General features: G+C 70.6%; 22 protein-coding genes. 13 read left to right on the top strand and 9 right to left on the bottom strand.

Annotated features, from left to right (window positions below; genetic code table 11):
• The first annotated feature begins 315 nt into the window (after nucleotides 1-315).
• Entirely contained in the window at nucleotides 316-786 is a 471-nt protein-coding gene (locus ACP4E5_RS18925; RefSeq protein WP_425830239.1) for a hypothetical protein, read from the top strand.
• On the opposite strand, the gene ACP4E5_RS18920 is transcribed toward ACP4E5_RS18925, so the two are convergent.
• The 4 genes from ACP4E5_RS18920 to ACP4E5_RS18905 all read right to left on the bottom strand — a co-directional run bounded on the left by ACP4E5_RS18920 (nucleotide 758) and on the right by ACP4E5_RS18905 (nucleotide 3,648).
• Complete coding sequence (locus ACP4E5_RS18920; RefSeq protein ID WP_425830237.1) at nucleotides 758-1,369, bottom strand: Maf family protein; 612 nt, start codon at nucleotides 1,367-1,369, stop codon at nucleotides 758-760. The two genes, ACP4E5_RS18925 and ACP4E5_RS18920, sit on opposite strands and share 29 nt — an antisense overlap.
• A gap of 230 nt (nucleotides 1,370-1,599) precedes the next feature.
• Nucleotides 1,600-1,728, bottom strand: coding sequence for a morphogenic membrane protein MmpB (gene mmpB / locus ACP4E5_RS18915; protein WP_425841461.1), 129 nt, complete (start codon nucleotides 1,726-1,728; stop codon nucleotides 1,600-1,602).
• A gap of 94 nt (nucleotides 1,729-1,822) precedes the next feature.
• Entirely contained in the window at nucleotides 1,823-2,032 is a 210-nt protein-coding gene (locus ACP4E5_RS18910) for an acyl-CoA carboxylase epsilon subunit (RefSeq protein ID WP_425830235.1), read from the bottom strand.
• Nucleotides 2,033-2,043: 11 nt separating this feature from the next.
• Entirely contained in the window at nucleotides 2,044-3,648 is a 1,605-nt protein-coding gene (locus ACP4E5_RS18905; protein ID WP_425830233.1) for an acyl-CoA carboxylase subunit beta, read from the bottom strand.
• Between the two features lie 147 nt (nucleotides 3,649-3,795).
• Here ACP4E5_RS18905 and ACP4E5_RS18900 point away from each other — a divergent pair, with 147 nt between their 5' ends.
• The 4 genes from ACP4E5_RS18900 (at nucleotide 3,796) to ACP4E5_RS18885 (ending at nucleotide 8,052) form a co-directional block, all read left to right on the top strand.
• Nucleotides 3,796-4,668: a biotin--[acetyl-CoA-carboxylase] ligase gene (locus tag ACP4E5_RS18900; protein WP_425830231.1), complete on the top strand. Its 873-nt coding sequence runs from the start codon at nucleotides 3,796-3,798 to the stop codon at nucleotides 4,666-4,668.
• Nucleotides 4,669-4,786: 118 nt separating this feature from the next.
• The gene (locus ACP4E5_RS18895; protein ID WP_425830229.1) at nucleotides 4,787-5,917 is read left to right on the top strand and encodes an adenylate/guanylate cyclase domain-containing protein; all 1,131 of its coding nucleotides are present in this window, start codon (nucleotides 4,787-4,789) and stop codon (nucleotides 5,915-5,917) included.
• Between the two features lie 41 nt (nucleotides 5,918-5,958).
• Nucleotides 5,959-6,762: an enoyl-CoA hydratase/isomerase family protein gene (locus tag ACP4E5_RS18890; protein WP_425830227.1), complete on the top strand. Its 804-nt coding sequence runs from the start codon at nucleotides 5,959-5,961 to the stop codon at nucleotides 6,760-6,762.
• 120 nt (nucleotides 6,763-6,882) lie between these two features.
• Entirely contained in the window at nucleotides 6,883-8,052 is a 1,170-nt protein-coding gene (locus ACP4E5_RS18885) for a GGDEF domain-containing protein (protein ID WP_425830225.1), read from the top strand.
• Between the two features lie 29 nt (nucleotides 8,053-8,081).
• On the opposite strand, the gene ACP4E5_RS18880 is transcribed toward ACP4E5_RS18885, so the two are convergent.
• The gene (locus tag ACP4E5_RS18880; RefSeq protein WP_425830223.1) at nucleotides 8,082-8,414 is read right to left on the bottom strand and encodes a hypothetical protein; all 333 of its coding nucleotides are present in this window, start codon (nucleotides 8,412-8,414) and stop codon (nucleotides 8,082-8,084) included.
• Nucleotides 8,415-8,474: 60 nt separating this feature from the next.
• On the opposite strand from ACP4E5_RS18880, the gene ACP4E5_RS18875 reads away from it, so the two are divergent.
• From ACP4E5_RS18875 to ACP4E5_RS18845, 7 genes are all read left to right on the top strand, one after another.
• Nucleotides 8,475-8,816, top strand: coding sequence for a hypothetical protein (locus ACP4E5_RS18875; RefSeq protein ID WP_403856020.1), 342 nt, complete (start codon nucleotides 8,475-8,477; stop codon nucleotides 8,814-8,816).
• 232 nt (nucleotides 8,817-9,048) lie between these two features.
• A complete protein-coding gene (locus ACP4E5_RS18870; RefSeq protein WP_425830221.1) occupies nucleotides 9,049-10,308 on the top strand; it encodes a L,D-transpeptidase in 1,260 nt (419 codons plus the stop codon).
• 181 nt (nucleotides 10,309-10,489) lie between these two features.
• Nucleotides 10,490-11,989: an ABC transporter permease gene (locus ACP4E5_RS18865; protein ID WP_425830219.1), complete on the top strand. Its 1,500-nt coding sequence runs from the start codon at nucleotides 10,490-10,492 to the stop codon at nucleotides 11,987-11,989.
• 46 nt (nucleotides 11,990-12,035) lie between these two features.
• A complete protein-coding gene (locus tag ACP4E5_RS18860) occupies nucleotides 12,036-12,722 on the top strand; it encodes an ABC transporter ATP-binding protein (RefSeq protein ID WP_425830217.1) in 687 nt (228 codons plus the stop codon).
• A gap of 257 nt (nucleotides 12,723-12,979) precedes the next feature.
• On the top strand, nucleotides 12,980-15,085 hold the full coding sequence (locus tag ACP4E5_RS18855; protein ID WP_425830215.1) for a bifunctional polysaccharide deacetylase/glycosyltransferase family 2 protein: 2,106 nt from the start codon (nucleotides 12,980-12,982) through the stop codon (nucleotides 15,083-15,085).
• Entirely contained in the window at nucleotides 15,082-16,230 is a 1,149-nt protein-coding gene (locus ACP4E5_RS18850) for an LCP family protein (protein WP_425830213.1), read from the top strand. Before ACP4E5_RS18855 ends, ACP4E5_RS18850 begins: the two co-directional genes overlap by 4 nt.
• Before the next feature lie 70 nt (nucleotides 16,231-16,300).
• Complete coding sequence (locus ACP4E5_RS18845; RefSeq protein ID WP_425830211.1) at nucleotides 16,301-17,086, top strand: group II truncated hemoglobin; 786 nt, start codon at nucleotides 16,301-16,303, stop codon at nucleotides 17,084-17,086.
• Nucleotides 17,087-17,117: 31 nt separating this feature from the next.
• On the opposite strand, the gene ACP4E5_RS18840 is transcribed toward ACP4E5_RS18845, so the two are convergent.
• Complete coding sequence (locus ACP4E5_RS18840) at nucleotides 17,118-18,038, bottom strand: MmyB family transcriptional regulator (protein ID WP_425830209.1); 921 nt, start codon at nucleotides 18,036-18,038, stop codon at nucleotides 17,118-17,120.
• Between the two features lie 129 nt (nucleotides 18,039-18,167).
• Between ACP4E5_RS18840 and ACP4E5_RS18835 the strand changes: the two genes are divergently transcribed.
• Nucleotides 18,168-19,211, top strand: a complete 1,044-nt coding sequence (locus ACP4E5_RS18835; protein WP_425830207.1) for an NAD(P)-dependent alcohol dehydrogenase — start codon at nucleotides 18,168-18,170, stop codon at nucleotides 19,209-19,211.
• A 139-nt stretch (nucleotides 19,212-19,350) separates the two neighbouring features.
• Here the strand turns inward: ACP4E5_RS18835 and ACP4E5_RS18830 are convergent, their stop codons facing one another.
• From ACP4E5_RS18830 to ACP4E5_RS18820, 3 genes are all read right to left on the bottom strand, one after another.
• Nucleotides 19,351-22,200 (bottom strand): family 43 glycosylhydrolase, encoded by a 2,850-nt coding sequence (locus tag ACP4E5_RS18830; RefSeq protein WP_425830205.1) that lies wholly within the window; start codon nucleotides 22,198-22,200, stop codon nucleotides 19,351-19,353.
• Between the two features lie 194 nt (nucleotides 22,201-22,394).
• On the bottom strand, nucleotides 22,395-22,985 hold the full coding sequence (locus ACP4E5_RS18825) for a DUF3885 domain-containing protein (protein ID WP_425830203.1): 591 nt from the start codon (nucleotides 22,983-22,985) through the stop codon (nucleotides 22,395-22,397).
• Entirely contained in the window at nucleotides 22,972-23,586 is a 615-nt protein-coding gene (locus ACP4E5_RS18820) for a DUF4291 domain-containing protein (protein ID WP_425830201.1), read from the bottom strand. The genes ACP4E5_RS18825 and ACP4E5_RS18820 overlap by 14 nt, the downstream gene beginning before the upstream one ends.
• Between the last annotated feature and the right edge of the window lie 56 nt (nucleotides 23,587-23,642).

The following is a 23,642-nucleotide window of genomic DNA, read 5'->3' as shown; positions in this document are numbered from 1 at the left end:
CCGACACGGACCCACGAGCCGTCCCCGGGCGTGAGCTTGCCCACACGGAGTGTCACCCGGGGGTCGGCCGGACCATGAAATCCCTTGTCGCGCCTGGATACGCGCGATTCCTCACCGCAACCCTAGCCCGCCTCTGTGGCCAAGGTCTCTGTGAGACCGTGCTGCGGCCCGTCGGCATTCTTTGTGGAGTCCCTACGAATGGCCCAACGATTCTTTGCCTTCTGCAGAACCCTTGTACCGGGGTTTACCCGTTAGTAGCGTTCGGGATGTCTTGACCGTACTAGCGGTAACAGTCAGCGGAAGTGGGTGGGACCGGTGGCACGCAGGCCGGTGGCGTGGGTGGCCGCGATCGTGATGGTCGCGGAGGCGTTGGGGATTGCCTTTCTGAACTGGTTCCTCGGCCTGATGGTCGACAACCAGGAGATGTCCCTGGCCGGTCTGGCCCCGCGGGCGATGTCGGTGGGCGCGTGGGTCGCGGGTGGCCTGTTCGGGCTGTATCTGGTGCTGTGCGGGATCGTGCTCGCGCGCACCGCGATCGCCGATCGGGCGCCGGGCACGGTCGGGCGGATCCTGCTGATCAGCGCGGCCGTGGTGCACGGCCTGCTGGGCGCGTTCTCGATCAGCCTGGTGGGCTGGTTCAGCTTCGTGTTCATGATGATCGTGCTCGCCCTGCTCGTGCTGACGCTGGTGGCGTACGACCGGCACGAGCAGGGGGAGCGGGGGACGCAGGGGGACACCCCCGCGCAGAACGGTCCCGCTACTCCGCCGGCGCCCACAACTCCGTGATGCCGACGCCCAGTTCGGCCAGCAGGCGGCGGACCAGGGGCAGCGACAGGCCGATCACGTTGCCGTGGTCGCCTTCGATGCCGTCGATGAACGGCGCCGAGCGGCCGTCCAGGGTGAACGCGCCCGCCACGTAGAGGGGTTCGCCCGTCGCGACGTACGCGGCGATCTCCGCGTCGCTCGGCTCGCCGAACCGGACGACGGTGGAGGCGGTCGCCGAGACGTACCGGCCGGACTCCGTGTCGTACACGCAGTGGCCGGTCTGCAGTGTGCCCGCGCGGCCGCGCATCGACTTCCAGCGGGCGGTGGCCTCCTCGGCGTCGGCCGGCTTGCCGAGCGCCTCGCCGTCGAGGTCGAGCACGGAGTCGCAGCCGATGACGACGGCGCCGTGCGCCTCGGGCCGCGCCGCGACCACCGACGCCTTGGCCTCGGCGAGGGCGAGGGCGAGTTCAGCGGGTGTCGGGGCCGTCACGGCGTCCTCGTCGACCCCGCTGACGATCACCTCGGGAGCGAACCCGGCCTGCCGCAGCAGGCCGAGGCGGGCGGGGGACTGGGAGGCCAGGATCAGCCGGCGTGGAGCAGTCATGCGGCTCAGGTTATCGACGTGGAGCCACAGGGCACTTACGACCTGGGGAGCAACATGGCTCGGCGTCGCGACGCCCGGCACGGCCGCTCGCGGCGTTGCCGACATGTCCGAGTAGCTCCTCCCCCAAGCTCTTAAGGAGCAGGGGGACCCCCTCGAGGACATCCCGGCGCCTTGCGATCGACCGCACCGGACGCCGCTCCTTGTCCCGAGCCCTGTTGCTCCCCAGGTCGTTACGCGATCCCCAGCATCAGGAACGCGACGACCATGGCCAGTGCCACCACGAAGCCCGCGCGCCGCAGCATCGCCTGCGTTTCGCGGAGCTCCTCGGGGGGCTCGTCATCGGGGTCGGACCACAGCACATACAGCATGGTGCTGCTCGCGCGAGCGGGGCGCCTGAGTACGCGTACTCAACCGCCCCGCCGCGAACGACTCATTCCCGGCTCTCTACGTCAACTACGCGGGCCAGTAGGTACGGGACCAGCTCGACGCACCCGGGGCCGGCAGCCGGTGCCGGGCGATGCGGGACGGGTCGGACCACGCGCCCGCCGCGCCCCGGTCCGCCGCCGGGGCGTCCGGGACCGCCGCGGCGCGCGCCTGGACCACCGCCAGTGCGGCGGCCAGCTCCTCGGGGGTCGGATTGCCCCGTACGACCTTGATCATCACAGCGGCGCTCCTTACAGCGGGATGTTGCCGTGCTTCTTCGGGGGCAGTGATTCCCGCTTCGTACGCAGCTGACGCAGGCCGCGCACGACGTGCGAGCGGGTGTCGGAGGGCATGACCACCGCGTCGATGTAACCGCGCTCGGCAGCCGTGTAGGGGTTGAGGAGGGTGTCCTCGTAGTCCTGGATGAGCTGGGCGCGGGTCTCCTCGACGTTCCCCGCTGCCTCGGCCGCGGCGATCGTCTTGCGGTGCAGGATGTTGACCGCGCCCTGCGCGCCCATGACGGCGATCTGCGCGGTCGGCCAGGCCAGGTTGAGGTCGGCGCCCAGGTGCTTGGAGCCCATGACGTCGTAGGCGCCGCCGAAGGCCTTGCGCGTGATGATCGTGATGAGCGGGACGGTCGCCTCGGCGTACGCGTAGATCAGCTTGGCGCCGCGCCGGATGATGCCCTCGTGCTCCTGCTCGACGCCCGGCAGGAAGCCCGGCACGTCGACGAAGGTCAGGACGGGGACGTTGAAGGCGTCACAGGTCCTGACGAACCGCGCGGCCTTTTCGCTCGCGTGGATGTCGAGACAGCCGGCGAACTGCATCGGCTGGTTGGCGACGATGCCGACCGGGCTGCCCTCGACGCGGCCGAAGCCGGTGATGATGTTCGGCGCGAACAGCGACTGAGTCTCGAAGAAGTCGGCGTCGTCCACGACGTGTTCGACCACCGTGCGCATGTCGTACGGCTGGTTCGCGCTGTCCGGGATGAGGGTGTCGAGCTCGCGGTCCTCGTCGGTGAGCGCGAGGTCGGCCTCCTCGGGGAAGGACGGCGGCTCGCTCAGGTTGTTCGACGGCAGGTACGACAGCAGCGACTTGACGTACTCGATCGCGTCCTTCTCGTCGCCCGCCATGTGATGCGCGACACCGGAGCGCGAGTTGTGGGCGCGGGCGCCGCCCAGCTCCTCGAAGCCGACGTCCTCACCGGTGACCGTCTTGATGACGTCGGGTCCCGTGATGAACATGTGCGAGGTCTGGTCGACCATGACCGTGAAGTCGGTGATGGCGGGGGAGTACACGGCGCCACCGGCGCACGGTCCGACGACCAGGCTGATCTGGGGGATGACACCCGACGCGTGCGTGTTGCGGCGGAAGATCTCGCCGTACATGCCGAGGGCCATGACGCCCTCCTGGATGCGGGCGCCACCGGAGTCGTTGATGCCGACGACCGGGCAGCCGGTCTTCAGCGCGAAGTCCATCACCTTCATGATCTTCTGGCCGAAGACCTCGCCGAGGGCTCCGCCGAAGACCGTGAAGTCCTGCGAGAACACCGCGACCGGGCGGCCGTCCACGGTGCCGTATCCGGTCACGACGCCGTCGCCGTACGGCTTGTTGGCATCGAGTCCGAAGTCCGTGGAGCGGTGCCGGGCGAACTCGTCCAGCTCCACGAAGGAGTCCTCGTCGAGCAGCAGCTCGATCCGCTCACGTGCGGTCAACTTGCCTTTGGCGTGCTGCTTTTCGACCGCGCGGGCGGAACCCGCGTGGGTCGCCTCGCCGATCCGGCGCCGCAGATCCTCGATCTTGCCTGCGGTCGTGTGGATGTCGGTCTGCGCTGTCGGCTGTTCCAACTCGGACATCGGGATGCGGCTCCCTGCCTGCTTCGACGCTGCTCACGGGGACGGTTCGGGGAAGTTCAAAAAAGGGGAGTGGGGCTACTGATTCGTAGCGTAGTGGCCTGAATACCGTTCAGCAGTGCGGTCTTTGCCACACCTAGGCTGGGTTGCATGACGCCGCGAGATGGTTCAGACGTACCCGCCAACCCCTGGTCCGACCTGGACAGGCCGCCCCTGGCCGAGTCCGGCCTGCGCCGGTCCCTCGTGCGGGAAGGGGGGCTGTGGTCGTCCGTGGAGGTGGTGCCCCGCACGGGGTCCACCAACACGGACCTGGTGACCCGGGCCTCGGCGGGGCCCGTGGCCGAGGGCACCGTGCTCGTCGCCGAGGAGCAGAGCGCGGCGCGCGGGCGGCTCGACCGGAGCTGGTCGGCGCCGCCGCGCTCGGGCCTGTTCTTCTCCGTGCTGCTCAAGCCGGGCGAGCACGAGGTGCCGGTGGCACGCTGGGGGTGGCTGCCGCTGCTCACCGGGGTCGCGGTGGCCACGGCGCTCTCCTCGGCGGCCGGCGTCGACACCGCCCTGAAGTGGCCGAACGACGTGCTCCTCACGGTCGACGGCGACGAGCGCAAGGCCGGCGGCATCCTCCTGGAGCGGGCCGGCGCGGACGGCGTCGTGATCGGCGTCGGCCTGAACGTGTCGCTGCGCGCCGACGAGTTGCCCGTCCCCACGGCGGGTTCGCTCACGCTCGCCGGGGCGAAGGTCTCCGACCGGGAGTCGGTGCTGCGGTCCGTGCTGCGTTCCCTGGAGCGGTGGTACGTCGAGTGGTGCGCGGCCGAGGGCGACCCCGGCCTCTCCCGGCTCCAGGAGGCGTACGCGGCCGGCTGCGCCACGCTCGGCCGCCAGGTCCGGGCGATCCTGCCGGGTGACCGGGAACTGGTGGGCGAAGCGGTCGCCGTGGACGGCGACGGCCGCCTCGTGATCGCCACGGAGGCCGGAACCCGGGAGGCGGTCGGCGCGGGCGACATCGTTCACCTGCGGCCCGCCTGAGACAGGTCCTGGATCACGACACCACCCGGAAGCGAACGGAGTGACGTGGGGCACAGGGGCTGCCGTAGAGTTGAGGCCGGTCGATACCTGACCGCGGCAGATCGGAAGGGCAGCAGGCGTGACCGTCGACGACTCGGGCTCCGGCACGGGCTCTCCCACCGACCCCGAGAAGCCGGAAGGTGCGGAACCGGAAGACGCAGAGACCGAGGATCCCCTCGCTCTGCGGCTCGAAGGGCTCATCCTCGGGGCCGAGCGCAGATACACCCCTTTCCAGGCGGCGCGCAGCGCGGGCGTCTCCATGGAGCTGGCCTCCCGGTTCTGGCGGGCCATGGGCTTCGCCGACATCGGGCAGGCGAAAGCACTGACCGAGGCGGACGTGCTGGCACTGCGGCGCCTCGCCGGCCTCGTGGAGGCGGGGCTGCTCAGTGAGGCCATGGCCGTACAGGTCGCCCGGTCCACCGGACAGACCACCGCGCGCCTCGCCGAATGGCAGATCGACTCGTTCCTGGAGGGCCTCACCGAGCCCCCGGAACCCGGCATGACCCGCACCGAGGTCACGTACCCGCTGATGGAGCTGCTCCTGCCCGAGCTGGAGGAGTTCCTGGTCTACGTGTGGCGCAGGCAGCTCGCCGCGGCGACCGGGCGCGTCGTGCAGGCCGGTGACGACGAGGAGATGGTCGACCGGCGGCTCGCCGTCGGCTTCGCGGACCTCGTCGGGTTCACGCGGCTCACCCGGCGCATGGAGGAGGAGGAACTCGGCGAGCTCGTCGAGGCCTTCGAGACCACCGCTGCGGATCTCGTCGCGGCGCACGGCGGCCGGCTCATCAAGACCCTCGGCGACGAGGTCCTGTACGCGGCCGACGACGCGGGCATCGCCTCCGAGATCGCGCTGCGCCTCATCGAGACGATGAGCAACGACGAGACGATGCCGGAACTGCGCGTCGGCCTCGCCTTCGGCACGGTCACCACGCGGATGGGCGATGTCTTCGGCTCGACCGTGAACCTCGCGAGCCGCCTCACGTCGATAGCGCCACGGGACAACGTGCTGGTGGACGGCGCCTTCGCCCAGGAACTGATCAGGATCGGGGAGACGCCCACCTCCGAGGCGGAGGCCGCGGCCGAGGCGCAGAAGGCGAAGGAGGACGGCGAGGAGCCGCCCACCTACCGGTTCGCGCTCCAGCCGATGTGGCAGCGGCCCGTGCGCGGCCTCGGCGTCGTGGAGCCCTGGACGCTGACCAGGCGCACCTGACAACCTTGGCGGTTAACTGGCGTTAACCGAAGGGGTCTGTCATGGGTGACGAGCGGCGGTTCGGGGAGTTCGTGGCGGTGCGGCGCCATGAGGGCGGGACGGTCGCCGAGCTGGTGCTCGACCGGCCGAAGGCCATGAACGCCGTGTCGAGCGACATGGCCCGCTCGATCACCGGCGCCTGCGAGGCCCTCGCGGGCGACCGGGACGTCCGGGTCGTCGTCCTGACCTCCAGCGCCGAGCGCGCCTTCTGCGTCGGCGCCGACCTCAAGGAACGGGGCTCCTTCTCCGACGCGGACCTGCTGCGCCAGCGGCCCGTGACCCGCGCCGCGTACACGGGCGTCCTGGAACTGCCGATGCCGACGATCGCGGCCGTGCACGGCTTCGCGCTCGGCGGCGGCTTCGAGCTGGCGCTCGCCTGCGACCTGATCGTGGCCGACGGGACGGCCGTCGTGGGTCTTCCCGAGGTGTCCGTCGGCGTGCTCCCGGGCGGCGGCGGTACGCAGCTGCTGCCGCGCCGCGTCGGCGCCGCGCGGGCCGCCGAGCTGATCTTCACCGCGCGCCGGGTGCGGGCGGCCGAGGCCGGGGAGCTCGGGCTCGTGGACCAGGTCGTGGAGGCGGGCGCGGACCGCGAGGAGGCGCTCGCGCTCGCCGCGCGGATCGCCGCGAACTCGCCGGTCGGCCTGCGCGCCGCGAAGAAGGCGCTGCGCCTCGGGCACGGCCTCGACATGCGGGCGGGCCTCGAGGTGGAGGACGCGGCATGGCGGTCCGTGGCGTTCTCCGGGGACCGGGCCGAGGGGGTGGCCGCCTTCAACGAGAAGCGCGCCCCGCAGTGGCCGGGCGAGTGAGCCGATTGAGCCCCGCCGGCGATCCGGCGCATCACGTTCCGTGACCGCGACGCGCCGCAAAGCCCCTAATGGGCCGCACTGAATTCACCGAAATGCCGGAATCATCCCTACTCTGGAGTGATGGGTGACGACGTTCGGCTACGCGCCGTGGTGACGCTCGCGCAGGGCATGGCCGCTGCGCGGAGCCCGCGCGGCTCCTGGCGCGCGGCCGCGCTCGGCGCCTGCCGCGCGCTGTCCGGGAGCTTCGCCGCGCTCTCCGTGTGGGAGCGCGAGCGCGGCCGGCTGCGCGTGCTCGTCAACGTGGGGGAGCTGGCCGAGGGCGAGGAGGAGTTCCCCGACGGCGAGGGTTACCCGGTGCACCGGTTCCCCGAGATCACCGAGTTCCTGCACGAACGGTGGGCGAAGGGCGGTGAGCCGGACGCGTGGGTCGAGACGGCCGAGGGCCCCGTGGATCGCGCCGGCTACTGCCACCAGCGGGTCGCCGCGCTGCGCCGCCGGGGCCGCGGCTGCTGCGTCGTCGCGCCGATCGTGCTGCACGGGCGGGCGTGGGGCGAGCTGTACGTGGCGCGGCCGACCGGGGCCGAGGTGTTCGACCGCTCCGACGCCGACTTCGCCACGGTCCTCGCGGCGGTCGTCGCGGCCGGCATCGCGCAGACCGAACGCCTGGAGGAGGCGCGCCGGCTCGCCTTCACCGACGCCCTGACCGGCCTCGCCAACCGGCGCGCGGTCGACATACGCCTCGACGAGGCCGTGGAGCGCCACCGGGCCGACGGCTCCGTGGTCAGCCTCGTCGTCTGCGACCTCAACGGTCTGAAGCGGGTCAACGACACCTTCGGGCATGCGGCGGGCGACCGGCTCCTCGAACGGTTCGGCTCGGTGCTCTCGCTGTGCGGGGCGATGCTGCCGGGGGCGCTCTCGGCGCGGCTCGGCGGCGACGAGTTCTCGCTCGTGGCCGTGGGGCCCTCGGCCGACGAGGTGGTCCGGGTGGGCGACGAGATCTGCTCCCGGGCCGCCGAGTTGGACCACGGCGACGGTGTCGCGTGCGGCATCGCGTCGACCGGGGACCCGATCGGCGAGGTGGACAACGCGCGGCGCCTCTTCCGCCTCGCGGACGCCGCGCAGTACAAGGCGAAGGCCCTGCGTGCGGCGAAACCCGTGGTGGCCGGCCGCGACGGCGGCCTCGCCGACCCGGTGGTCCGCCTCGCGGACTCCCCGCCACCTGCCGCGGGCGAGGGGGAGCGGCGCCGGATCAGGGGCCTGGAGCCCGACAAGAGGACCGAACGCAAGTAGCGCCCGGGCCGCGGCAGTTGCGGTGGCGGCTACGCCTCGTACGCCCTGCCCCTGCGCACCGAGTACGTCACGAAGCCGACGCCCAGGCCGAGGAAGGCCGAGCCGCCGATCACGTACGGCGTCGTGTCCACCTGTCCCGTATCGGCCAGCCGGAGTTGACGGTCGGACTGCTCGGTGACCGTCGTGGCGGTGCGCTGCTGGTCGGCACGGGCGATGTGCTCCGGGTTCGCCGTCGCTGTGGGAACGAACCACAGCGCGCCGAGGAGCGCCGCGGCGGCGGTGGCGGTGAACAGTGATCGACGTGCGGCAGACACGGAAGCGATCCCCCTTGTGGCGCTGGCGAATTGGCCGTGTGGGCTCATGTTAGTGACAGAGGTGGGTCACAGGAAAGTCACGGGGCGGATGGGTCGTACGCTCCGGCCATGAGTACTGATGACACGTCACGCTTTGTTCGGCTCAAGGTGGAATTGGTCCTGGAGGTCGCCGACGCGGAGGCGCTGACCGGGGCCGCGCTGCAGCGCGTCGCGGAGGACGAGGAGACCGGGCCCGAGGAGCGCGCGCAGGCGGTGAGCGCCGTCGAGGAGGACGAGGCGGAGGCGGTCGCGTATCTCGTGGATCCGTTCGATCTGGTCGCCGATGTCCCGGGGGCCGAACTCGTGCAGGCCTCCTGGTCCAGCGAGCAGGTCGACTACGACCCCGACTCGCCGGATTGGGACCTCGGCGAGGATGATGATGAGGAGGGGGACGCGGAAGACGGCGTGTAGCGGTCCTTGAAACGGGAACCCTGGGCGGCAACCGCTGCCCGGGGTTTTGTCGTCCCTGGTGAGGGGCCCGACGTGGCCTTGACCACACCGGCGGTTCTTCGGGAACGGGACGAACCGGTCAAGGCGTTCACTGGGTACGAGGGGACTGTTGTGTCCTCTTGGGTCCCCTGTCGGCCGGGCTCGGGGCGGCCGACAGCGGGGGAATGCGGCGAAGTCGGGAAATTCGGCGACTATGGAGATGCGTGTGATAACGGACGGTAAGCGGCGCAAGGGTCTGATGGCCGCGTCCGCTCTGCTCGGCGGTGTGCTCGTGCTGACGGCCTGTGGCGGCGGCGACGAGGGCGGCGGCTCGGGCAAGAAGGAGTCGCAGGCGCAGGCCGACGAGGCCGCGGCGAAGAAGACCTCCGAGGCCGACATCAAGATCGCGCCGAAGGACGGCTCCGACAACGCGAGCATCAACAGCGCCGCGAAGGTCACCGTGAGCAAGGGCACGCTCACCGACGTCACCATGACCACGGCCGACGGCACGAAGGTCGACGGCCAGATCTCCGCCGACAAGAAGAGCTGGAAGCCCACGAACCAGCTGGAGCGGGCGACGAAGTACAAGATCGCCGCCGAGGCGAAGGACTCCGACGGCCGCGCGGCCCACGAGAACTCGCAGTTCACGACGGTGTCCCCGGCCAACAGCTTCATCGGCAACTTCACGCCGGAGGACGGCTCGACCGTCGGCGTCGGCATGCCCGTGTCGATCAACTTCGACAAGGCCATCAGCAACAAGGCCGACGTCCAGGACCACATCACCGTGACGTCCAGCAGCGGGCAGGAGGTCGTCGGGCACTGGTTCAACGACACCCGGCTCGACTTCCGCCCCCAGGACTACTGGAAGGGCGGCTCCACGGTCACCATGAAGCTCGACCTGGACGGGGTCGAGGGTGCGAACGGCGTGACCGGTGTGCAGCAGAAGACCGTTTCGTTCAAGATCGGGCGCAATCAGGTCTCGACGGTCGACGCGAAGACCAAGATGATGACGGTCACGCGGGACGGGAAGACGATCAAGACGATCCCGATCTCCGCCGGTTCGCCCGAGCACAAGACGTACCAGGGCCAGATGGTGATCTCCGAGAAGTTCAAGGAGACCCGGATGAACGGCTCGACGGTCGGCTTCACCAACGACGACGGCAAGGGCGAGTACGACATCAAGGACGTGCCGCACGCGATGCGTCTGTCGAACTCCGGCACGTTCATCCACGGCAACTACTGGGGCGCCAAGTCGATCTTCGGTGGGGCGAACACCAGCCACGGCTGTGTCGGGCTTCAGGACGCCAAGGGCGCCAATGACAGCAGCACGCCGGGCGCCTGGTTCTACAACAACTCGATGGTCGGCGACGTCGTCGTCGTGAAGAACACCGGCGACAAGACGGTCCAGCCGGACAACGGGCTCAACGGCTGGAACCTGAGCTGGTCGCAGTGGAAGGCCGGCTCCGCCGGGTGACGACGGGCCGGGTCATACCCGGCAGGGGTCTCATGTCCTTCTCATGACGGCCTCACGCAACACTTACAACGCCGCCATAGTTTCGCCGCAGCGGGAGCCGGAGCGTCATCGGACGCCCTGGCTCCCGCTGATTCCTTATCAAGCGCCCCCTTCGCGGTGGGCCGTCATCGGCGAGGCTTCGATGTTCTTCACCTATCTCCGGCGTGAGCTGCGCCGTCGCAGAAAGGCGGCGCTCGTCGTCGCCTCCGGGCTCGCGCTCGGGATCGCGCTCGTCATCGTCGTCGGCTCGGTGTCCTCCGGGATGAACACGGCGCAGGACAAGGTCCTCCAGTCGCTGTACGGCCTGGGCACGGACATGACCGTCACCAAGGCCGCGAGCGCGCCGAAGGAGGGTGACAGCACGGGCCGGCCGAGGTTCAACTTCGACGCCAAGGACGGTGACTCCGGTGACAAGGAGCAGTCCAGCGACCGTGTGATGGTGCAGGGCTTCCAGACCCTCGCCGACTCCACGGTCTCGAAGGTCGCAGGCCAGAAGGGTGTCGCCGACACGGTCGGCGGGCTCAGCCTGCGGGTGATGAAGGTCAGCGGCCAGTTCACGCGCGGTCAGTTCAAGCAGGACCAGAGCAACGGCGGTACGCGGGGCGGTCCCGGCGGCCGTGAGGGCGGTCAGCCGCAGGGCCGCGTGCAGGGCGGCGGCGCCAACTTCGACGTCAACTCCTTCTCCGTCTACGGCACCGACGTCACGCGGCAGAAGCTCGGCCCGCTGACCTCCTCGAAGATCACCAAGGGGCGGAGCTTCAAGACCTCCGAGACGAACGCGAAGGTCGCCGTCGTCGACTCCTCGTACGCGAAGGAGAAGCAGCTCGCCGTCGGCGACAAGGTCACGGTCAAGGGCGTCAAGTACCAGGTCATCGGCGTCGCGACCGCCGACAGCGGGGACGCGGCCGCCAACCTCTACCTGCCGCTGAAGCAGGCCCAGACGCTCGCGGACGCCAAGGCCGAGGTGACGACGGTCTACGTCAAGGCGACGGACTCGCAGCAGATCGACGCGGTGAAGTCGACGATCCAGAAGAACATCGCCGGCACCACCGTCACCACCTCCGCCGACCTCGCCGACACCGTCTCGGGCTCCCTGTCGACCGCCTCGAACCTGGCCTCCAACGTCGGCAAGTGGCTGTCGATCGCGGTGCTCGTCGCCGCCTTCCTGGTCGCGGGGCTGCTCACGTCCTCGGCCGTGTCCCGGCGGGTACGGGAGTTCGGCACGCTCAAGGCGCTCGGCTGGACGTCGGGCCGGGTGACGCGGCAGGTCGTCGGTGAGGCGGTCGTCAACGGGCTGATCGGCGGCGTCCTCGGCATCGCCGTCGGACTCGCGGGCGCCTACGCCGTGACCGCGATCAGCCCCACCCTGTCCGCGCAGCTCGGCGGCGCGACCCGGGCGGGCGGCGGCCCCGGGGGCGGAATGGGCGGCGGCATGGGCGGCGGAATGGGCGGCGGAATGATGCGCCAGGCGGCCGGTGGCGGCGGAAAGACCCTCGACGTCGCGCTCAGCGCGCCCGTCTCCGCCACCACCATCGCCCTCGCGGTCGGCCTCGCCGTCGCGGGCGGGCTGATCGCCGGCGCGTTCGGCGGCTGGCGGGCCTCGCGGCTGCGCCCGGCCGACGCGCTGCGTCGCGTCGAGTAGTACCCGCGGTCACGCCAATCACCTTACGTAGTACAGGAGTTGCACCATGTATCAGCTCACCGGCGTCACCAAGAGGTACCGGCGCGGCAAGGACACCGTCGACGCGCTCGCGGGCGTCGACCTGGACATCGGCGACGGCGACCGGCTCGTCATCCAGGGCCCCACGGGCGGCGGCAAGTCGACCCTGCTCCAGATGCTCGGCGGGCTCGACCGGCCCACGGCGGGCAGCGTCGTGCTCGACGGGGTCGACCTGGCGACGCTGCCGGAGGCCCGGCTCACCAAGGTCCGCGCCGAGTCCATCGGCTTCGTCTTCCAGTCCTTCAACCTCGTCCCGACGCTCAGCGCGCTGGAGAACGTCGAGACGGCCCTCGTGCCGCTGCGCCTCAAGAGCGCCGAGCGGCGGGAGCGGGCCGCGGAATCGCTGCGGTCCGTCGGGCTCGGGGAGCGGCTGCGGCATCTGCCGGCGGAGCTGTCCGGCGGCCAGCAGCAGCGCGTCGCCATCGCGCGGGCCCTGGTGAAGAACCCGAAGGTGCTGCTCGCCGACGAGCCCACGGGCAACCTCGACGAGTCGATGCGCGACGAGATCATGGACGTACTGGAGGAGCGCTGGAAGGAGCACGGGCTGACCTTCGTCATGGTCACCCACGACTCGGCGATCGCCCGGAAGGCGCCGCGCCTCGCGACGATCGACAAGGGACGGATCACGATCACGGAGAACGCCTCGGCGGCGTGACCGGGCGCCCACAGGTGTCGTCGAGGTGAACACGTTCCGGGCAAAGGGTTGTGCTCGAAACGGAAGGTGTGCCGTTTGTCACGTGCCACACCGGTCCCAGATGTTTGTCAATGCCCCAATTCCCCTACGGTCACATCAATACACTCGCCTCCCATGTGTGAGTGGAACGTGGAGAACGGGCACCGAATGTGGTCGCTTCGCCGGGGCCGGGCCCGCGACCGGGGCCGGTCGGGCGGCGACGCCGGCGCCGACGCCTGATGGGGGCACGGCACAAACAGGCGCGGGACCCGCGGGCGCACTGGCTGCTGCTCGCCCTCACCCTGCCGGTGCTGCTCGGCGCCCTCCTCTTCCAGGGCTGGACCCAGAACGAGGTGGACGGCGCCAGGACGAAGCCTGCCTGCACGCAGCCCGTGCCGGCGGCGGCCTCCGGCGCGGGCCCGGTCCTGTCCATCGACGGCGGCCGGGTGCACAGCGCCTCGATGCGGCCCGGCACCGTCGCGCTCACCTATGACGGCGGCCCCTACCCGAAGGCGACGCCGAAGCTGCTCGCGCTGCTCAAGAAGCACCACGCGCACGCCACGTTCTTCCTCAACGGCGCCAAGGCCGCGCAGTACCCGAAGCTGGTCGAGCGGATCAGGGCCGAGGGGCACGACATCGGCTCCAACACCTACACGGGCGCCGACCTCGGCAGCTCGTCCACGGTGCGCAAGAAGCTCGAACTCGGGCTCACCCAGAGCGCGTTCGCGGGCAGCGGCGGCTTCCGCACCACGCTCCTGCGGATGCCGATGACCACCACCGTCGCCACGATGTGCGGCGGCGAGTGGCCCGCCGCGCAGGCCGCGTCCGCCGAGGGCTACACCCTGGTCGCGGCCGACGACTCCGGGCAGCGGGCGCGGGACGGCCTGGTGCGCCAGCTCAGCCAGACCTCGCTCGGCTACCGCGAGACGCAGAAGCTCCTCGCGAACCCGCAGGCCGAGAACTTCGCCACCATCACGGAGGGCGCACAGACGAACCGGCAGGCGACGACCGAGGTGGCCGCGCCCGTGCGCTGGCTCGGGCAGGGCCTGATCTGGTTCCAGACCCTCGGCCGCAGCTTCGTCTCGGCCATCTCGTGGGTGCTCATCGCGGCAGCCGCCCTCGGTGTGCTGCGCCTGTTCGTGCTCGTCCTGTTCGCACGCGCGCACGTCAGGCGCCTGGAGCGGTTCCGCCCCGGCTCGCCCTGGCTGCGCGAGATCCGCGATCCGGTGACCGTGCTCGTACCCGCGTACAACGAGGAGGCGGGCATCGGCGCGACGCTGCGCTCGCTGCTCGCGTCCACCCACCAGCCGATGCAGATCATCGTCATCGACGACGGGTCGAGCGACCGCACGGTGCGGATCGCGGCCGAGTACGCGGCCCGCGACGCGCGCGTGCAGGTGCTGTGCCAGCCCAACTCGGGCAAGGCGGCGGCCCTCAACCACGGTCTGAGGTACACCCGTTGCCCGTACGTCGTGATGATCGACTCGGACACCGTCTTCGAGGCCGACGCGATCCAGCGCCTGATCCAACCGCTGGCGCACCCGGCCGTCGGCGCGGTCAGCGGCAACACCAAGGTCGGCAACCGCAAGCGCCTCCTTGGCCGTTGGCAGCACCTGGAGTACGTCTTCGGGTTCAACCTGGACCGCCGGATGTTCGAGGTCCTGGAGTGCATGACGACCGTGCCCGGCGCGATCGGCGCCTTCCGGCTCGACGCGCTGATGGGCGTCGGCGGCCTGAGCGAGGACACCCTCGCCGAGGACACCGACCTCACCATGGCGCTGTGGCGGGCCGGCTGGCGGGTCGTGTACGAGGAGACGGCCGTCGCCTGGACCGAAGTGCCCACCTCCCTGCGGCAGTTGTGGCGCCAGCGCTACCGCTGGTGCTACGGCACCCTTCAGGCGATGTGGAAGCACCGGGGCGCCGTCCTGGAGGTCGGGCCCGCGGGCCGCTTCGGGCGGCGCGGCCTCTCCTACCTGTTCCTCTTCCAGGTCGTGCTGCCGCTCCTGGCCCCGATGATCGACGTCTTCATGTTCTACAGCGCCGTGTTCGCCGGTGACACGGTCACGTCCGTGGTGGCCTGGGTGGGCTTCCTCGCCCTCCAGATGGCCGTCGCCGCGTACGCCCTGAAGCTCGACGGAGAGCGCAGGCGCACGCTCTGGTCGTTGCCGCTCCAGCTGTTCGTGTACCGGCAGTTGATGTATCTCGTGGTCATCCAGTCCGTGGTGGCCTTCGTGGGCGGCAGCCGGTTGAAGTGGCAGCGCATGCACCGTTCCGGAACGGCCGCCGCGGCGGCCCAGCACATCGTCAGGACGGCCGACGAGCCGGACCTGCCGGTCGCGAGGTGACGATCCTGAACCCCAGCGCGTACGACACGTACGAATACGACACGTACGAAGTCGATCACCATCCGTTCGACCCGGTGCCGGCCAACAGGCCAGGCGGGCGGGCCGGCGGCGGGTACAAGCGCAGTGAGCGCGAGCCCAAACGCAAGCGGAAGCGCGGCAAGTTCGGGCTCGCGGTGCGCGGCCTGTGCCTGCTCGTGCTGCTCGCGGTGCTGGCGGGCGCGGGGACGTACGTGTGGGCGGGCACCCGGCTCGACGGGGAGGTCGACCTGGCCTCGCTGCCGACGCGGGCCGCGCCGGGCAAGGGCACCAACTACCTGATCGTGGGCTCCGACAGCCGCGAGGGCCTCAGCGAGAAGCAGGCGAAGAACCTGCACACCGGCTCCGAGCTCGGCTCCGAGGGGCGCCGCACCGACTCGATGATGGTGCTGCACACGGGCGCGCACGGCACCACGCTCACCAGCCTGCCGCGCGACTCCTGGGTCACCATCCCGCCGTACGTGGACCCGAAGACCGGTATCCACCACAAGCCGGCGAAGAACAAGCTCAACGCGGCGTTCTCGCTCGGCGGCCCCGAACTCCTGGTCCGCGCGGTCGAGTCGAACACCGGGCTGCGGATCAACCACTACACGGAGATCGGATTCGCCGGGTTCGTCGGCATCGTCGACGCGGTCGGGGGCGTGCCGATGTGCGTCGACCGGCACATCGTCGACGACAAGTCGGGACTCGACCTGACCAAGGGCTGCCACAACCTGACCGGCCGCGAGGCGCTCGGCTTCGTCCGCCAGCGCCACCAGGAGAAGGAGGGCGACCTCGGCCGCTCCCGCAACCAGCAGAAGTTCCTCTCGGCGCTCGCCAAGAAGGCCTCGTCGCCCCGGGTGCTGATGAACCCGTCCACCGTGTACGGCACGGCGGGAGCGGGCCTGGACACGCTCATCGTCGACAAGTCGACCGGGGTCCCGCAGCTGACCCGCCTGTTCAAGGCGATGCAGGGCGTGTCGTCGGGCCAGGGCAGGCAACTGGGCGTCCCCGTGGGCACGTTGGGCTTCGCCACCTCCAAGGGCAGCGCGGTCCTCTGGGACAAGCAGAAGGCGAACCTGCTCTTCTCCGAGCTGCGTGAGGACCGGCCGGTCACCCTCCCGGGCTGAGCCGGCCGCTCCGGTTGCGCTCGTCGCTGACAGCGTGGCCGGGGCGGCCCGCCGGTGCTTGTGTGGAGGCATGACGACTCAGACGGTCGAGTACATCCGGTACCACATCCCCGAGGACCGATCGGCGGAGTTCCTGGCGGCCTACACGCGCGCGGCCCGACAGCTCGCCGCGTCACCGCACTGCGTCTCGTACGAACTCACCCGCTGCGAAGAGGACTTCGAGCACTACGTCCTGCGCATCGTGTGGACGTCGACCGAGGACCACCTGAAGGGCTTCCGCGCCTCCGAGCTCTTCCCGGAGTTCCTGACCGAGATCCGCCCCTACGTCGGGTACATCGACGAGATGCGCCACTACACGCCGACCACGGTGCGCGGCACGGGCTCGTCGGACCCCACGCTCTACGCCTGGGCGGGCGGCGCCGAGGCGTTCGGCCGTCTGACGTCGGTGTTCTACGAGAAGGTGCTGAAGGACGACCTCCTCGGCCCGCTCTTCGCCGACCTGCCGGCGGAGCACGCGGAACACGTCGCCCTGTGGCTCGGCGAGGTCTTCGGCGGTCCCTCGGCCTACTCCGAACAGTACGGCGGCCACAGCCACATGGTCGCGATGCACGTCGGCAAGGGCGTCACCGAGCCGCAGCGCCGCCGCTGGGTCAACCTCATCCAGGACGCGGCCGACGAGGCCGGCCTGCCGACGGACGCGGAGTTCCGCTCCGCGTTCCTCGCGTACATCGAGTGGGGCACCCGCCTCGCCGTCCACTTCTCGGGCCCGGACGCGCAGCGCCCGGCGGAACAGCAGGTCCCGCACTGGACGTGGGGCGCGGCCCCGCCGTACCGATCAGACTCCGCCGGCGTTTGAGGCGTGGGTCCGGGGCGGAGCCCCGAGATGTCTACAGCTTCGCCCGCAACGAGTCGTCCACACCCCAACTCGCCAGCAACCGCAGCCCTTCCGCCGACGCGGTCCCAGGCTCCGCGTGGTACACGGACAAGAACTGACCGTCGTCGTCCGGCAGGTGCAGCGTCTCGTACGCGAGCGTCAGCTCACCCACGAGCGGGTGCCGCATCCGCTTCACGCCGTGGCCCTTCTCCTTCACGTCGTGCGTGGCCCACAGGCGCCTGAACTCCTCGCTCTTGACGGAGAGTTCACCGACCAGGGCCGAAAGTTCCGGGTCCTCCGGGTTGCGGCCCGCGTACAGCCGCAGGTAGCTGACCATGTCGGTCGCCTTGGAGTCCCAGTCGACGAACAGCTCCCGGTAGTCCGGGTTCAGGAACGTGAGCCGCGCCCAGTTCCGCTCCGCGCGCGGCAGCCGCCCCCAGTCGCCGAACAGGGCCGCCGCCATCCGGTTCCAGGCGAGGATGTCGGAGCGCGCCCCGCCGATGTAGGCGGGCACGCCCTCCAGCGAGTCGAGGAGGTGCCGCAGCGCGGGCCGCACGTGCTGCTGCCGCTTCGGCGCGGGAGCCTTGCGGCGCTGCCGCGTCGGCCTGGCGAGGTGGACGAGGTGCGCGTGCTCCGTGTCGCTGAGCCGCAGGGCGCGCGCGATCGCGTCGAGCACCTCCGCCGACACATTGCGCCCGTTGCCCTGCTCCAGGCGCGTGTAGTAGGCGACCGAGACCCCGGCGAGCTGCGCCAGCTCCTCGCGCCGCAGCCCCGGCACCCGCCGGCGCCGCCCCATCGAGGCGAGCCCCACGTCCTCGGGCTTGAGCCGGGCCCGCCGGGTGCGCAGGAACTCGCTCAGCTCGGCGCGCCGGTCCAGGTGCTCCGGCTCCGGCCGGTCCGCCGCCGCTTCCCCGGTCGCATCGTTCTCGTCCATGCTCTCCAGTATTCCCGGTCGTACGACCGGGAGCCTGACCCCGCCAGTAGTAGGACCACTGAACGTACGCAAAGCGGTGACCTGCGTATTCTTTGGTGATCCGGGCGGGCCGGTAGCAGGCTTGGGGCCATGACCACGACTGTTGCCGCATACGCCGCGCCCAGCGCCAAGGCTCCGCTGGAGCGCACCACCATCGAACGCCGCACCGTCGGCGAGCACGACGTGCTGATCGACATCAAGTTCGCCGGGATCTGTCACTCCGACATCCACCAGGCCCGTGAGGGCTGGGGCGAGGCCATCTTCCCGATGGTTCCGGGCCACGAGATCGCCGGTGTCGTGGAGGCCGTCGGCGCGGGCGTCACCAAGTTCAAGGTCGGCGACCGCGTCGGCGTCGGCTGCATGGTCGACTCCTGCGGCGAGTGCGAGCCCTGCAAGTCCGGGTTCGAGCAGCACTGCGTCAAGGGGAACGTCCAGACGTACAACGCCGTCGGCAAGGACGGCGAGCCCACCTACGGCGGTTACTCGCAGAAGGTCGTCGTCACCGAGGGCTTCGTCGTCACCATCCCCGAGGGCCTCGCGCTCGACGTGGCCGCGCCGCTGCTCTGCGCCGGCATCACCACGTACTCCCCGCTGAAGCACTGGGGCGCGGGCCCCGGCAAGAAGGTCGCGGTCGTCGGCCTCGGCGGCCTCGGTCACATGGGCGTCAAGATCGCGCACGCGCTCGGCGCGGAGGTCACGGTCCTCTCGCAGTCGCTGCGCAAGAAGGACGACGGCCTGAAGCTGGGCGCCGACCACTACTACGCCACCAGCGACCCGGCCACCTTCCAGGAGCTGGCCGGCACCTTCGACGTGATCCTCTCCACGGTGTCGGCGCAGGTGGACTTCGGCGCGTACCTGAGCCTGCTCAAGACGGGCGGCGCGCTGGTCAACGTCGGCGCCCCCGAGGAGCCGATCTCCCTCAACCTGTTCTCGCTCATCGGCGGCAACAAGGTGCTCGCCGGCTCCATGATCGGCGGCATCGCCGAGACCCAGGAGATGCTCGACTTCTGCGCCGAGCACAACCTGGGCGCCGAGATCGAACTGATCGAGGCCAGCCAGGTCAACGAGGCCTACGAGCGCGTCCTGGGCTCCGACGTGCGCTACCGCTTCGTGATCGACGCGGCGACGATCTGAGCGTCGCCCGCACCCCTTCCATGACTTGATGAGAGGTCATGGCCGCCCTCCCCGGGCCCCGGCAGGATCGCCCCCGTACCCACCAGATCCTGCCGGACCCGAGGGAGGGCTCTTCCATGAACGCCTACGGCCGAGGTGCTCAGGGAATCCGTCGCGCCCGCACTCCCTCAAGTGTCGGCGTGACCTTCCGGAGCAGGCCGTCCGGACCGAACACGGCCCGGTCGATGGTGGTCTCGCGGTGCGTGCCGTCGCCGCCGGGGATCGCGAAGCGGTGGTAGCAGATGTACCAGTCGTCGGTGCCGGGGACCTGGAGCAGCGAGTTGTGCCCGGTGCCGAGGATGCCCTGGGCCGGGTCCTTCTCCAGGATCACGCCGCGGTAGGTGAACGGCCCGTACGGGGAGTCGGACGTGGCGTATCCGACGCGGTAGTTCTCGCTGCCGGTGTCGTCGATCGAGTACGTCAGGTGGTAGATGTCCCCGCGCCGGGCCATGAAGAGACCTTCGCGGAAGTCCTGAAGTCCCGTGATCCGACGCACCTTTGAGGCGTCGTACGACGTCATGTCCTCGCCCAGTGGTACCACCCACGCCGAGCCGTTGCCCCAGTACAGATACGCCTGGCCGTCGCGGTCCGTGAACACGGCCGGGTCGATGGCCTGACCGCTGCCGTCCGGGTTGGCGGGGATCAGGGCCTTGCCGCTGTCGGTGAACGGCCCGGTGGGGGAGTCGGCCGTCGCCACGCCGATCTTCGCCTCGGCGCAGTAGTAGAAGAAGTACCGGCCGTCCCGCTCGGCGATGGTGGGCGCCCAGGCGCGGGCGTCCGCCCAGCTCACGTCCTTGCCGAGGTCGAGGATCCGGCCGCGGTCGGTCCAGTCGACGAGGTTCTTCGACGACCACACGTTGAACGTGGTGCCGCCCCAGCCGGGGAACCCGTCGGTCGTGCCGTAGATGTAATAAGTGCCGCCGAACGCGACGATGTTGGGGTCGGCGTGCAGCCCCGGCAGGACCGGCGTGCGCATCTCGACCGCCGACACCTTCCACCGGCGACGCTCGCCCCGCGCCGAGGTCACGGTGTACGTCACCGGCTCGCGCAGATCCGTCCGCCTGCCGCTCGCGGGGCTGATCCGGGCGCCGGGCGCGAGGGCGAACTCGGGCCGCAGCCGCCGCAGGTCGGTGCCGGGCTTCACGGGCAGCACGACGGTCGAGCCGTCCGCCTCGATGACGGCGGGCACCTTCAGCTCGTCGAGGTCCACGCCGCGCACCAGGGTCGCGTTGGCGGGCAGCGCGGCGATCTCGTCGGCCGACAGCGCCCGGTTGTACAGCCGGACGTCCCGCAGCCGCCCCTTCAGGGTGTGGTCCGAGGTGTACTGGGATCTGCCGAGGTAGTTCGCGGTGGTGCGGCCGCCGCCGATGTCCGAGGGCAGGAGCGTGAGCGCCGTATCGCGCGCGACGACCTCTCCGTCGACGTACAGCAGCGCGGTGTTCCCTTCGATGGTGTACGTCACCTGCTCCCAACGCCCGCGCGCAAGGCCCCTGTTGGCCTTGGCCTCCTGCTCCTTGCTCCAGTTGCCGTCGGACAGGGCGGCCCGCAGCCCGCTGTCGGCGGAGCCACCGGTCGCGAAGAGATAGCCGTCGCCCTTGCCGTCCGCGCCGGTGTTCCCGAACCCGTACAGGAAGTACGGCGTCTGCTGGTCGTCGTCCACCCACACATCTGCGGCGACGGTCACTGCGTCCACCCCGGCCAGCAGATCGTCCGGGAGCTTCACGTGCCCGCTCGCGCCGCCGAGCACCAGCGCGCCGTCCGCCCAGCTCGCGTCGCCCGCGACGGTGCCGTGGTAGCCGTGCCCGGAGGCGTCCCGCGCGTCACGGGCGAGCGGCCAGCGGGCCACGAGCCCGTCCTTGTCCGCGAGCACGGGCGCGACACCCCACTTGGCCTGGATCCGGTCGTACTCGGCCTTCGTGACCGGGAGTACGGTGCCGTGCCGGGGCGCGGACGGCAGCCGGTACTCGGCGGCCTTGGTCCACTTGCCGCCCGCGAGGTCGGCCGACTCGAAGGGCATGTAGCCGGTGGCGGTGTAGTCGTCGATGAACAGGTACCACTTGTCCTCGGTGTTGGACCTGAAGACCAGCGGCCCCTCGCCCTGCGCCATGGAGCCCATGCCGATGCCCTCGGCGACGGTCGCCCACGACGGGGAGAGCAGGTCCCGCGACTTCTCCTGGAGGATGAACTTCCCGTACGGCGACTGCGACGCGCTCCGCTCGTCCTTCGTGAACCGGTAGTACGTCCCGTCGTGGGCGATGACGGTCGAGTCGATGACCGAATACCCAGGGTCGTTCCACACCTTGGCCTCGCTGAACGTCACGAAGTCCTCGGTCGTCGCGTACAGCATCCGGTTGTACGTGTCCGCGGTGTGGCCGGGATCGTCCTCGGCGTACAGCTTCGACGCCCAGAACACGACGTACGCGCCGAGCTCGGTGCTCCAGTACGCCTCGGGCGCCCAGGTGTTGCCCGCGGTCTCCGGGGACACCTGGACCGACCTCGGCCCGCTCCACTCCACCAGGTCCGCCGACTCCCACACGATGATCGACCGGCTGCCGTGCCGCTGGACCTCGTCCCAGCCCTTGCCCTGGTAGATCCGCAGGTCGGTGGCGATGAGGAAGAACCTGTCGCCCTCGGGGGAGCGGATGACGAAGGGGTCGCGCACGCCCTTGTCGCCGACGGCGGAGGTGAGCACGGGCTTGCCGCCGTTCAACTCCCGCCAGTGCAAGGGGTCGTTGCCCCGGCTGAGCGCGAGGTGGATCTGCTCACCGTCCGCGGTGCCCTCACCGGTGAAGTAGACGAACAGATAGCCCTCGTACGCCGGGGCGGCGGCGCCCTGGGCCCGGGCGGGTGCGGCGAGCGCGCCGGCCGCGAGCGTGAGCGCCCCGGCGGTGAGCAGGCCCCGCCGCGACAGGTGGGCGGCGGGCAGGCGGGATATGTCGTTACGCGGCATGCGGTCCTGTCCTCGGGGTGACGGGGGCGTGCTGGCCGGTGCGCACAGGGGTGTCGGCGGTGGCCAGTGAAGAAGCCCCCGCCCGCCCGGTCAAGATCCCGGACGAGGATTGGTCCGAGAAACCGAAGGACGGTCGGCATGCCGAACGAGGAAGCGGGTGGAAGGGGTGAAAGCGGACTAGGGGTGGAGGGCGGTCACAGGCCGGACGGTTGGCCGGACAGCCAGTCCGCGTGACGCTCGCGGAAGCGGTCCCGCTCGGCGGGCGAGTCGAGGATGACGTCGGCGCCGCCGTCGTACGGGTGGTGAATGCGGCGAAGTCCCGTATCGGTGAGGAACACGTCGACGAGCACCTCGTCCGCGACGGCGCGCAGCAACTCGTCCACGCAGCCGGTCCGCCATGGGCGCCGGTCGGCGTAGAGGTGCGTGTAGGTGTGGAACTCCGGGTCGGGATCGTCCTCGTCCGCCTCGGTCCACCACAGGACGCCGTCCGGGTGCAGGGCCTCGCGCGGTGATCGCCATCCCGGCGGGCCGGTGCGCGTGGGGGACCAGTCCTGGGTGACGACGAAGACCTCCTCGCCGCGGAACAGTTCGTCGAGCACGGTGTTGCAGCGGCCCAGCGCGACCGCGTACTCGCCCTCGTTCCCGGGGTACCGCTTCGATGCGGGCAGGCTGTGAAAGCGCACCCACCGGTCCGCGTACGCCGTGCGGAACCGGTGGGCGATCGGCGGGCACGGGCCGCGTCGCTCGCGCCACAGCGCGGCCAGGGACGGGTCAGTGTCCGGCACGGGACGCCACCAGATGTTCCACCAGCCGCTCCTGCCCGGGATACACCCGCTCCGCCGGAACCAGCCGGGCCGCGGACTCCTCGTCGCCGGCCGCCACCAGCGCCCGCACCTCACGCGCCAGCGGCGTCACGTCCTTGATCGACACCGTCCACTCGTCCGCGTACTGCCGCACCGCCTCCCCGGACAGGCCGAGCTGCAACGACCGGTGCGGCAGCGGTCGCATCCGCAGATCGCGCTCGGGGTCCCACTGCACGCGGGCGGGCGACCGCCTCAACTCCCGCTTCCAGGAGGCCTGATCGGTGTGCACGCCCCGCGTGTAGCTCGACAGGCACGCGTGCCGCACCGCCCACTCGAAGCCGCCCCGGTCGATCTCGACGGCGAGCACGACGTCCTGCCCGGGCTTCGTGGCCCAGCCGCAGCGGTACATCATCCACAGGAACGAGGGCTTGATCCACGTCATGCGATCCCGCTTCCACAGCGACGGGAAGCGTCCCTCGCGCGCGGCGGGCAGGCCGATCTCCGCCGGGTACGCCTGGTACACGGTGACGGTGGACTCGGTGTGGCTCGCTCGGATCTCGTGCTGCGCGGGCGGCGTGGTCATGGAGGCAGAGTGGCCGAGAAGGAGGGGAGGGAGCCACCGGTTTTACCGCCCCATCG

The organism is Streptomyces fractus (genome assembly GCF_049844455.1).
Classification (GTDB): Bacteria; Actinomycetota; Actinomycetes; order Streptomycetales; family Streptomycetaceae; genus Streptomyces; species Streptomyces fractus.
Note: the sequence above shows the minus strand (reverse complement) of the source record. Positions and strands in the feature narration are given on the sequence as shown.